This window comes from Massilia phosphatilytica, assembly GCF_977014125.1.
Genome location: NZ_CDRNIL010000133.1, coordinates 1 through 10,294, shown reverse-complemented (window position 1 = coordinate 10,294; position 10,294 = coordinate 1). Strand labels below are relative to the sequence as shown.

Below are 10,294 nucleotides of genomic sequence, written 5' to 3'. Positions count from 1 at the left end.
ATGTCCTGTGTCTTCGTTCAGTTACGTATTGCTAAGGTTAAAACGGAGGAGTTAGTTGGATGATCCAGCGCCTCGTCCGGCAGGCCAATTCGGCCGGCCGCTACTGGCACCAGCGCGACAACCACGACGCCCCGCTCGACCCGAACTTCTTCGGCTTCGGCAAGATGATGACGGACGACGCCGGCCAGCTACCGCTTCGTCGCCGTCAGAGCCGGGCCCCTATCCCGTGGAAGAACCACGACAAGGCCTGGCGCCCGGCGCACATCCACTTCTCGCTGTTCGGGAACGTGTACGCGCAGCGCCTCGTCACCCAGATGTACTTCCCGAACGATCCGCTGTTCCCGTACGACCCGATCTTCAACAGCGTGCCGGACGAAGCGGCACGCCGGCGCCTGGTCTCGCGCTTCTCGCTGGAACACACGGTGGGCGAAGAGATGCTGGGCTATGAATTCGACATCGTCCTGCGCGGCCGCGGCGCCACGCCGTTCGGCCTGTAACCGGAGACCACGACCATGAACCACGACGACCACAAGATCACGACCTCGCAGACCATCGGCCCGTTCTCGCACGAGGGCTGGCAATGGGCGGTGGACTTCTGCGCCGACACGCAACTGGAAACGAGCGCCCCGACGCTCACCGTGCGCGGCACCGTGTACGACGGCGACGGCAACCCGATCGACGACGCCCAGATCGAAGCGTGGCTGCCGGAAGCGGCGGCCGCCGAGGCGCCCAGGCAATCCCGGGCTTCCGCCGTACGCCGACCGGCAAGTCGGGCGAATTCAGCCTGCGCCTGTCGGTGCCCGCGCGTCCCGCCGGCGAACCGGTCGCCTACGTGACCATTTTTGCCCGCGGCCTGACCAGGCACCAGTTCACAGGCCGTGTTCCTCGAGGACGATGCCGCGCTGGCCGGATCGGCTATCCTGGCACAGGTACCGCCGGCACGGCGCGATACGCTCGTCGCGCGCAAGGAGGGCGACGGCACGTATCGATGGGACATCTGGATGCAGACCGACAAAGAGACCGTGTTCTTCGACTACGTATGACGAAGCCGCAATCCTGAAGCCGTCCCGACGCGCTTCCTTATCTGGCCGACATGAGGAGACCGATGGCCGTTTCACTTTTCGACACCCTGTTGAGCACCCCGGACATGATCGCCGCCTTCGACGACGCGGCACTGGTCCAGGCGATGCTCGACTTCGAAGCCGCGCTGGCCGCCGCGCAGGCGGAGGAAGGCCTGCTGCCGCGCGCGGCCGCGCAGGCCATCGGCGCCGCGTGCCGGGCCGACCGCTTCGACGTGGCCGCCCTCGTCGCGGCCGGCCGCAGTTCCGGCACCGTGGCGGTTCCGCTCGTGAAGGAACTGACGCGCATCGTCGCGCAGACGGACCGGGAGGCCGCCGCGCTCGTCCACTGGGGCAGCACGAGCCAGGACGTCCAGGACAGCGCGATGGTGCTGGCCACGCGCACGGCGCTCGGCCTGCTCGACGCCGACCTGGCCGCGTTGTGCGCGCACCTGCTGGCACTCGGCGAAGCCCACCTGGCCACGCCCGTGCTGGCGCGCACGCTGCTGCAGCCGGCGCAGGTGACGGGCTTCGGCTTCAAGGTCGCCGGCTGGCTCGCGCCGCTCGTGCGCGCCCGCGCGCGCCTGCGCGGCGCCGGTGCCGGCGCGCTGCAACTGCAGCTGGGCGGTGCCGTCGGCACGCTCGCGGTGATGGGCGATTCGGGCCCGGCCGTCGCGCGCCGCATGGCGCAGGCGCTGGGCCTGCGCACGCCGTGCGCCGCGTGGCACACGCAGCGCGACGAATGGGTGCGCCTGGGCCTGGAAGTCGCGCTGCTGGCGGGGAGCCTGGGCAAGATCGCGGCCGACCTCGCGCTGATGGCGCAAGGCGAAGTGGGCGAACTGGCGGAACCGTCCGGCGGCGGCCGCGGCGGCTCCTCCGCGATGCCGCACAAACGTAATCCGGTCTCGTCGATGATCGCGCTGGCCGCCGCCACGCGCACCCCGCAGCATGCGGCCGCGCTGCTTGCCGCGATGGGCCAGCAGCACGAGCGCGGCCTGGGCAACTGGCAGGCCGAGCTGGCCGAATGGCCCACCTTGTTCCTGTCCGCCCACGGCGCGCTGCGGGCGCTGAACGACGGCATCAAAGGCCTGGCCGTGGACACCGCGCGCATGCGCGCCAACATCGACGCGCTGCACGGGCTGGTGGCGGCCGAGGCGCTGTCGATCTGGATCGCGGGCGCCATCGGCCGCCCGCCGCCCACGCCGCCGTCGAAGCGATGACGCAGGCGGCCGTCGCGCAACGGCGCCACCTGCGCGACGTGGCGCGCGCCGCCGTCGGCGCCGACCCCGCGCTCGCGCGGCTCGACATCCGCCAGCTCGATGCGCTCTTCGACCCGGTCGCCGCGACGGCGCCCGCCCACCGCCTGGCCAGCCGGCGCCTGGCCGAACTGCGCGCCGACCTGGCCGCGCTCGACACCGACCAATCATGAGCTACGATCCACTTGACCACGACCTGATCCGCGGCCTCGAACAGCGCCGCGCCGTCCTCGGCGACGCCTGGGTCGAGCGCTCGCTGGCGGGCGCCAGCACCTTCACCGCCGACTTCCAGAACCTGATCACGCGCTACGCCTGGCACGACATCTGGGACCGTCCCGGCCTGTCGCGCAAGACGCGCCGCACGATCGTCCTCGCCATCACCGTCGCCCTCGGGCGCTGGGAAGAATACGAGCTGCACGTGCGCGCCGCCTTGCTGGGCGACGCCGACAGCCGGCTCACCCCGGACGAATTGAAGGAAGTGCTGATGCAGTCCGCCATCTATGCCGGCGTACCGGCCGCCAACACGGCGTTCGCGCACGCGACGGCGATCCTGCGCGAGATCGGCCCGCAGATCGGCTACGACCTGGCGCCGGCGTCGCCGCTGGACGCGTCCCACCCCGGCGTCGGCCGCGCCGGCCGCACCCGCAGCACGCCCGCGCTGCACTACAGCGTGCGTGCGCCGCGCAACGGCAAGCGCCCGCGCCACACGATCGTGCTGAGCCACGCGCTCGGCTGCGACCTGACGATGTGGGACGATCTCGCCAACCGGCTTGCGCTGGATTGCCGCGTGATCGCCTACGACCAGCGCGGCCACGGCAGCTCCGATGCGCCGCCCGGTCCGTACACGCTGGGCGACCTCGCGGACGACGCCGCGCGCCTGCTGCGCGAACTGGACACGGGCCCGGTCGTCTGGATCGGCCTGTCGATGGGCGGCATGGTGGGCCAGGAACTGGCGTTGCGCCATCCGGCGCTGGTCGGCGCCCTCGTGCTGGCGCACACGACGTCGGGCTACCCGGACGCCGCGCGCCAGGTCTGGCGCGAGCGCATCGCGACCGTGCACGGGCAAGGCATCGAAGCGATCGCCGATGCCGTCATGGGCCGCTACTTCCACGCGGGGTTCCGGGCCGCGCACCCGGCGACGGTGGCGCGCTTCCGCCGGCGCCTCGTCACGACCGGCGCGGAGGGCTACGCGGGTTGCTGCGCGGCGGTGGGCGGCGTCGACACGACGGCGCGCCTGGCGCTGATCACCGTGCCGACGCTCGTGCTGGCCGGAGAACTCGACCAGGGCACACCGATCGACATGGCGCGCACGCTGGCGGACGGCATCCCGGATGCGCGGCTGCAGGTGCTGGACGAGGCGTCGCACCTCGGCGCGGTCGAGCAGCCTGGCGCGTTTGCGCAGGCGGTGACGGCGTTCGTCGACGCGCTGTGAGGTAAGACGGCAAAACGCGGGCCGGCCGCCGCAACGGCGGCGGCATGGCGCGGTCGGCGACGGCGCATCGGGGCCGCTGCGTCACTCCTCTGCCGCGTCGTCCTTGTTGTCGCGGCCGAGCAGCTCGCTGGACCACTCCTGCCAGGTGCAGTTGGGGCAACGCCGCCACAACAGGACAAGGAAAAACGTCGCGCAGCCAGCCGCGAGCACGACGGCGTGCAGCGAGAGATCCGGTTCGAGGCCGTATAAAAAATCCAGCATGGGGCACCTGCCTTCGCGGCGGCATCATTCATGGCGATACCGCATGATTCCACTGTAGACCAAGCCGGTGGCGGTGTCCAGCGCGCGGCGTGCGCGTGCGTCAGATCGGCTTCAGGAACAGACCGGCGGTGAGCGCGACGCCGATGCACACGATCGCCACGCGCAGCGCCCGCTCGTTCACGCGATGCAGCGCCCACGCGCCCGCCAGCCCGCCGATGACGGCCCCCGCGGCCAGTACGCCGCACTGCAGCCAGTGCAGCTGCGGCGACGCCAGGAACAGCACGACGGCCGACGCGTTCATCACGCCGGCCAGCACGTTCTTGGTGGCGCCCGCATTGCGCGCGGCGAGGCCCGCCATCGTCAGCGCGGCCAGCATCAGGATGCCGATGCCGCCGCCGAAATAGCCGCCGTAGACGGCGATCAGGAATTGCGCGACGCCCGTCGCGACAGGGCCCAGGTGCAAGGCGCCGGCGGCGCCGGGCTTGCGGAAGAAGCTCCCCCATGTGAACACGGCCGTCGCGAACAGCACGAGCCAGGGCACCAGCCGTGCGAAGACGGCCGGCGACGTATGCAATAACAACAGCCCGCCCGCCGCGCCGCCGGCGATGCTCAGCACGAACAGCGCCCAGAACGGCAGGCCGCCCGCACCGCTGACCAGCCGGCGTCCGGCGAACCCCGACGTGATCTGCGCGGGGAACAGCGCGACGGTGGACGTGATGTTCGCGGCCAGCGGCGTCATGCCGGACAGGATCAGCGCCGGCAGCGTCACGAACGACCCGCCGCCGGCCAGTGCGTTCTGCACGCCGGCCCACAGCCCTGCCAGGAAGAGGAGCAGCAGCATCATGATGCGGCTCCGTATTGACGATCGGCGGCGGTGGCTGGACGGTGTGGTGTCGGCATGGTGCGGCCGGCGCACGGGCCGGCGATGAAGTCGGGGAAGCCCATCTTACACCGCCCGCGCGCGCCGGCCCGCGCGCTCAGTGACCGCCCTGCTCCTCGTGCTTGTGCCCGTGGTCGCCGCCGTGTGCCGGCGCCGGCGCCGCGTGCGGCTGCGGCGGCGCGTGCGGGGCCGGTTGCGGATGCGGTGCTGGCTGCGGATGCGGTGCGGGCGGATGCGGTGCGGGCGGAGTGCGGCTGTGGCGCCGGAGGCTGCGGATGCGGCGCCGGCGGCTGCGATGCGGCATGTGGCGCAGGCTGCGGATGCGAAGCCGGCGGATGCGGAGCCGGCGCTGACGGATGCGGTTGCGGTCCGGCGTGCGGTGCTTGCTGCGGATGCGGCGCGGGTGAATACGGATGCGGCGCCGAAGCCTGCGGATGCGCAACCGACGGCTGCGGACGCGGAGCCTGGGCGAGCGGCTGCGCCGCCTGGCCGTGCGCCTCCGGCGGCGCATGCTGCGCACCGTTCGCCGGGCCACGCGCAAACTCGGGGGCCGGCGGCGCATGCAGCGGGCCATTCACCGGCCCGTGCGCAAAGTCCGGTGCCTGCGGACGCGCGCCGGCATGCGGCGCAAGCGGCGCGCCGGGATGCCCCGGCACCACGTCCGGGCGCACGCCCGCCAGCGCCGCAACCGGGCGATCCGGCCGCGGCGCGCGCGCGCCCGGCGGCTGTCCCGCCGCCGGCAAGGGATGGCCGGCGCCCTGGACCAGCCTGGCGGCCGGCGGCTTCGGCGCCGTGTGCGGGTTGCGGCACATGCGACTGCCCGAGCGCGGGGCGCAGCACGCGCAGCGGCGGCACCGGCCCGTGGGCGGCCAATCGCACCCCGGCCGGCCCGGCGCGGGCATGCCATGTGCGCCGTGCGCGGCGTGCGCACCCGCCGGCGCAAACGCGGCGGACGGCAGCGCACGCGTCACGGCGACGCGCTGCATGACGGGCGCCGGCGGCAGCCGTCCGGCCGGCGCCGTGCCGACGCGGGCTTGCGGCAGCGGCCGCGCCTGGGGCGCCGCAAGCACGGGCGCCGCACGCGCCACGCCGGGCGGCAGCAGCAGGCCCGCGCGGCGCGTCGATGCCGCCTGCGCGAACTGCTGCGCGGGCATCGCCACCATCGCGCCGGGCACGTTGCGGTTCACGTCGCGGATATGGGTGACGTTGTTGACGATCTGCGTCTGGCGGATCACCGTATTGCTCACGTTGACGTTCGTGATGTAGGTCGGGCTCGCGTGGTAAGGCGGCCGGTACGCCTCGTGCGGCGCCAGCGGGAACCAGCCGACGCCCGGGCCGGACCGCCCGCCCAGCGTCAGCACCGCGCCGACGAACGCCACCAGCGCGGGCGCATAGACCGGCCTCGCCTGCGCCGGTGCGGGCACCCATGCCCAGGTGTCCGGCGTGCGGATCCAGCGGCCGTAGTGCGACACCGCATACCCGTACGGCTGGTCGTCGATCCAGGTCCAGCCCCACGGATCGACCCACGCCCAGTGGCCGTCGTGGTACGGGGCCCAGTCGCGCGGCGCACGGTCGGGCACCCACACGGTGCCGTAGTCAGGCACGCTGCGCCAGCTGCCGTAGTCGTCGAGATCCTCCGCGCCGACGACGCCCTGCGGCACATAGCGGCGCGCGACGGCGTGCTCGTAGCGCGCATCGGCGTCCCTGCGCCCAGCGGTCGAAATCGTCCGGCGGCACTGGCTGCAGCAGCGCGTAGTTGTTCAGGTCCTGGCCGCCGAAGCGGTAGCCCTGTCCCGGCGCGAGGGCGAGCGACGTGCCGTCCCCATACACGTCGCCGGCGCCGCGCAGCACCGTGACATCGGTCGTGCCGCCGTCCGGCGCGACGGCAAGGCGGTAGTCGCCCAGGCTGGCGCGCCACGAAGGCGAGATTGGGCGTGTCCACCTCCACCGTTTCGCCGTCCGCGAGGCGGCGCACGTGCAGGTCGATGCGGCCCTGAGACACCTGCAGCTGGGTCGTGCGTTCGTCGGCCCCGAGCACGGTCAACAGCGTGCCGGCGTCCATCCGCGCGACGGAAGATACGAACTGGGCTTCGTCGCGCGCGCCGGCGTCCGTCCACAGCCGGTCGCCGGGGACGAGCGGACGGTTGAGCGGCGCCTGGGCCCAGTCGGCCGCGCCGGCGGGCGAAAAGCTGACGGGGCCGGCAAGATACGCGATGCGGCCCACGCGCGCGGGCGGGTCCTGCGCCAGCGCGGGCGCGGCGGCGGCGGCCAGCGCGAGGCCGAATCCGACCGGCCAGGTGAATGTACGTGCGGTCATGATCGATGGTGAACCAGTCAATAATGGCCGATCATAGACCCCGGCGCCGCGCGCGCACGGTACGGTGTCGCGCCGTATTACAGAAGTTTCAAGTGGGTCAGCGCGCGAGGGCCGGATAGGTGAACGCGACGAAGTGCACGGCGTTCAGCGCGAAGTGCGTGAGGATCGCGCCCTCGATGCGCCCGGACCGCAGGTAGGCGGCCGCATTGCCGAGGCCCGCCAGGGTGGCGAACACCACGAGCAGCGCCCCGCCGGGCGCGTGCGCGAGGCCGAACAGCACGGTCGACACGACGACCGCGACGGCCGTGCCGTAGCGCCAGCGGGCCATGCCGCGTGCCAGTCCGCCGAGCAGGAAGCCGCGGAAGAACGCTTCCTCCGTCACGCACGTGATCAAGAGGTTATTGGCGAGGAACCAGGGCGTCAATGCCGTCCACTTGACGTCCGGCCGCACGACGCCGAGCGCCATGCCGGCGCCGAGGACGACGACGAGCGTCGCCAGCAGCACGGGCAGCGTACGGCGCAGCATTGGCAGCCAGGCGTCGCGCGTACGGATCGGCGTGCAGAACACGCCCACCAGCACGATGCCGGCGACGGCCTTGTCGAAGTTCGCGTACAGCATGAACGGGATCGCGCCGGCCGACACCTGCACGCGGTCGGCCAGCATGGGATTGTGGAAACCGGGCAGGCGGTGCAGCGCCAGCAGCAAGGCGCACACGCCCGTCAACACGAGGAGCAGGATGCGCAGCCACGCGCGCTCGCCGGCGCGCGCGCCGAACGCCAGCGCGAGATACGCGGCGATGGCGAGCAGGCCGCGCCAGTCCAGCACCCCGGACGCGAGTCCGGCCGCGCACGCGAGCAGCAGGCCGGCGCACCAGGCCCACTCGCGGTTGCCGCGCACGGACGGCGCCGGCACCCACAGCAGCACGACGGCCAGCGCCAGCGCGCCGAAGGTCGGCACCAGATGCAGGTCGAGCAGCATGGATCAGTGCGCGCGCTTGTGCATCTGCTTGTGCATGCGGCGCAGCGCGAGCCATACGATGCCCGCCACGACGGGCACCAGCACGCCCGTGAGCATGTCCGGATTGACCGGGACGCCTATGCTTTTCAGCCCCTTGCCCGCATACCCGAGCAGGCCCACGACGTAGTACGAGATCGCCGCCACCGACAGGCCTTCGACGGCCTGCTGCAGGCGCAGCTGCTGGGCGGCGCGGCGGTCCATCGACTGCAGGATCTGGCGGTTCTGGTTTTCCTGGACGATCGAGACGCGCGTGCGCAGCAGGTCGTTGACGTTGGCGATGCGGCGCGCCAGCGCTTCCTGGCGCGCCGCCGTCGCCTCGCAGGTGTTCATGGCGGGCGTGAGGCGGCGGTCCATGAATTCCTCGACGGTCGGCACGCCTTCGATGCGGGCCTCGCGCAATTCCTCGATGCGCGCCTTCACGAGGCGGTAATACGCTTTCGACGCCGAGAAGCGGTAGCCGTTGTCGAGCGAGAGCTTCTCGAGGCGGGCGGCCAGCCGCGTGATCTGTTCGAGCAGGGCCTGGTCGCCGGCCACCGCTTCACCGGCGACCATGCGCTCGGCAAGCAGCGCCAGTTCGGCCTCGATGTCGTCGAGCGCGGCGGACACGGCGCGCGCGGCCGGAGGTCCGAGCAGCGCCATCATGCGATAGGTGTCGATCTCCAGCACGCGCTGCGCCAGGCGGCCGGCCTGCTGCGCGCGCATCTCGACATCGCGCAGCACGAAGCGCGAAAAGCCGTCGGACTGGATCACGAAGTCGGTCCACACCTCGCCGCCCTGCATGACGCGCGAGCCGACCAGGTGGCTGCCGGCGAAGCTCTCCTGCAGCACGGCCGGATCGGCGGCCCCGCGTTCGAGCAGCACGTGGGCGGCGGACGATCAGGTGGCCGTGCAGGCCCAGGATCCACGCCTGCGGCAGGTGCGCGAGCGGCATGCGCGCGAAGGCGTCGGCCAGCGACGGCCCGGGCGCGGCCTTTTCCGTGAACGTGTAGGTGGCGAACTCGGTGTGGCACTCCCACTTGAGGCGGAAGCGGCCGAAGTCGTGGTAGAAGTGATTGGCCGTCACGTTCGGCGCGGCCACCCCGAAATGACCGCACAGCGCGGCCAGCAGCGCGTGCTGGTTCGGGCCGTGCGCGCTGCGCGAGCCCGATTCGCTGGCGCGGTACACGGCCAGGTGGGTGATGGCTTCGGGCGCTTCCAGCCGGAGGAAGGGACGCGAATGGATTTCGGCGGCGAGCGGAATGCGCTGGGCATGGCTCAGGCTCGGGTAGGCGGTCGTCATGGTTCGATTCATCGGCTGTCGGGGTGGTGCCATGCGCGTGATCGGCATGGCAATATTTCCATTGTACATGCGTATGCACACGGGCGTGACAGCGGGGGCCAGGGGCCGACCGTCGCGCCGCGTCCAACTGTTGCGAAATGGCCCGCGCGATCAGCCCACATGACCACTTTGGTCTGACCACTTGCAACATTATCCGGACCAAACTAAGATGCGACCTTGGCAATCGCCTCCACATTTTCCTGGACTGCACACAATGAGAAAAATGCCCGCGCCACCCGATGCGATTGCGACCGAACCGCGACTGTATCGCGTGGTGTCGAGCCGGATCGAAGCGCTGATCCGGGAAGAGAACATCAAGCCGGGCGAACGCCTGCCGGCGGAACGCGACCTCGCCACGAAGCTGGGCGTGTCGCGCACGTCGCTGCGCGAAGCGCTGATCGCCCTGGAGCTGGGCGGCGTCGTCGAAGTGCGCGGCGGCTCCGGCGTCTACGTCAGCGAACAGGCGGCGCCGAAGTCCGCGCGGCCGGCCGCCGGCCCCGGTCCGTTCGAAGTGCTGGCCGCGCGCCGCGTGATCGAAGTCGAAGTCGCGGCGCTGGCCGCGAAGAACGCCACGCCGGCCGCCGTGGACGCGATCCTCGTCGCCGTCGAACAGATGGAACAGAACCAGGACAACCTGGGCGAGAACAGATCGGCCGACCGCGATTTCCACCTCGCGATCGCGCGCGCGGCCGGCAACAGCGCCCTCGTCGGCGTGATCGATTGCCTCTGGGGCCAGCGCGGCAGCCTGTCGCAC

At 71.9% G+C, this 10,294-nt stretch carries 11 protein-coding genes and 2 pseudogenes; 7 read left to right on the top strand and 6 right to left on the bottom strand.

The features are described from left to right. Positions 1 to 59 precede the first annotated feature (59 nt). From ACWNCF_RS04775 to pcaCD, 5 genes and pseudogenes are all read left to right on the top strand, one after another. Entirely contained in the window at positions 60 to 497 is a 438-nt protein-coding gene (locus ACWNCF_RS04775; RefSeq protein ID WP_449406217.1) for a dioxygenase family protein, read from the top strand. 15 nt (positions 498 to 512) lie between these two features. After that, positions 513 to 836: a hypothetical protein gene (locus ACWNCF_RS04770; RefSeq protein WP_449406216.1), complete on the top strand. Its 324-nt coding sequence runs from the start codon at positions 513 to 515 to the stop codon at positions 834 to 836. A 42-nt stretch (positions 837 to 878) separates the two neighbouring features. Further along, positions 879 to 1,043: a hypothetical protein gene (locus tag ACWNCF_RS04765; RefSeq protein ID WP_449406215.1), complete on the top strand. Its 165-nt coding sequence runs from the start codon at positions 879 to 881 to the stop codon at positions 1,041 to 1,043. 62 nt (positions 1,044 to 1,105) lie between these two features. Beyond that, positions 1,106 to 2,487, top strand: a pseudogene (gene pcaB / locus ACWNCF_RS04760) (3-carboxy-cis,cis-muconate cycloisomerase). Beyond that, positions 2,484 to 3,746: a bifunctional 4-carboxymuconolactone decarboxylase/3-oxoadipate enol-lactonase PcaCD gene (gene pcaCD, locus ACWNCF_RS04755; RefSeq protein WP_449406214.1), complete on the top strand. Its 1,263-nt coding sequence runs from the start codon at positions 2,484 to 2,486 to the stop codon at positions 3,744 to 3,746. The pseudogene pcaB and the gene pcaCD overlap by 4 nt, the downstream one beginning before the upstream one ends. Before the next feature lie 81 nt (positions 3,747 to 3,827). Here pcaCD and ACWNCF_RS04750 read toward each other — a convergent pair whose 3' ends face one another. The 4 genes from ACWNCF_RS04750 to ACWNCF_RS04735 form a co-directional block, all read right to left on the bottom strand. Next, positions 3,828 to 4,007 carry a hypothetical protein gene (locus ACWNCF_RS04750; RefSeq protein WP_449406213.1) on the bottom strand — a complete coding sequence of 60 codons (180 nt, stop codon included), beginning with the start codon at positions 4,005 to 4,007 and terminating at the stop codon, positions 3,828 to 3,830. Between the two features lie 100 nt (positions 4,008 to 4,107). After that, positions 4,108 to 4,848, bottom strand: coding sequence for a sulfite exporter TauE/SafE family protein (locus ACWNCF_RS04745; protein ID WP_449406218.1), 741 nt, complete (start codon positions 4,846 to 4,848; stop codon positions 4,108 to 4,110). Continuing rightward, entirely contained in the window at positions 4,848 to 6,548 is a 1,701-nt protein-coding gene (locus tag ACWNCF_RS04740; protein WP_449406212.1) for a DUF6600 domain-containing protein, read from the bottom strand. The genes ACWNCF_RS04745 and ACWNCF_RS04740 overlap by 1 nt, the downstream gene beginning before the upstream one ends. Continuing rightward, a complete protein-coding gene (locus ACWNCF_RS04735; RefSeq protein ID WP_449406211.1) occupies positions 6,484 to 6,738 on the bottom strand; it encodes a hypothetical protein in 255 nt (84 codons plus the stop codon). The genes ACWNCF_RS04740 and ACWNCF_RS04735 overlap by 65 nt, the downstream gene beginning before the upstream one ends. Before the next feature lie 124 nt (positions 6,739 to 6,862). Between ACWNCF_RS04735 and ACWNCF_RS04730 the strand changes: the two genes are divergently transcribed. Then, entirely contained in the window at positions 6,863 to 7,216 is a 354-nt protein-coding gene (locus ACWNCF_RS04730) for a hypothetical protein (protein WP_449406210.1), read from the top strand. Positions 7,217 to 7,301: 85 nt separating this feature from the next. On the opposite strand, the gene ACWNCF_RS04725 is transcribed toward ACWNCF_RS04730, so the two are convergent. Then, on the bottom strand, positions 7,302 to 8,183 hold the full coding sequence (locus ACWNCF_RS04725; RefSeq protein ID WP_449406209.1) for a CPBP family intramembrane glutamic endopeptidase: 882 nt from the start codon (positions 8,181 to 8,183) through the stop codon (positions 7,302 to 7,304). A 3-nt stretch (positions 8,184 to 8,186) separates the two neighbouring features. Then, positions 8,187 to 9,501: pseudogene (locus tag ACWNCF_RS04720) on the bottom strand (DUF3422 family protein). Positions 9,502 to 9,754: 253 nt separating this feature from the next. Here ACWNCF_RS04720 and ACWNCF_RS04715 point away from each other — a divergent pair. Further along, a partial coding sequence (locus ACWNCF_RS04715; RefSeq protein ID WP_449406208.1) for a FadR/GntR family transcriptional regulator occupies positions 9,755 to 10,294 on the top strand: 540 nt, incomplete at its 3' end.

What these genes read in the sequence shown, in the direction of transcription:
- ACWNCF_RS04770 (WP_449406216.1), top strand. Translation starts at nt 513, where the DNA reads ATGAACCACGACGACCACAAGATCACGACCTCGCAGACCATCGGCCCG.
- ACWNCF_RS04725 (WP_449406209.1), bottom strand. Translation starts at nt 8,183, where the DNA reads ATGCTGCTCGACCTGCATCTGGTGCCGACCTTCGGCGCGCTGGCGCTG.
- pcaCD (WP_449406214.1), top strand. Translation starts at nt 2,484, where the DNA reads ATGAGCTACGATCCACTTGACCACGACCTGATCCGCGGCCTCGAACAG.
- ACWNCF_RS04750 (WP_449406213.1), bottom strand. Translation starts at nt 4,007, where the DNA reads ATGCTGGATTTTTTATACGGCCTCGAACCGGATCTCTCGCTGCACGCC.
- ACWNCF_RS04745 (WP_449406218.1), bottom strand. Translation starts at nt 4,848, where the DNA reads ATGCTGCTGCTCCTCTTCCTGGCAGGGCTGTGGGCCGGCGTGCAGAAC.
- ACWNCF_RS04775 (WP_449406217.1), top strand. Translation starts at nt 60, where the DNA reads ATGATCCAGCGCCTCGTCCGGCAGGCCAATTCGGCCGGCCGCTACTGG.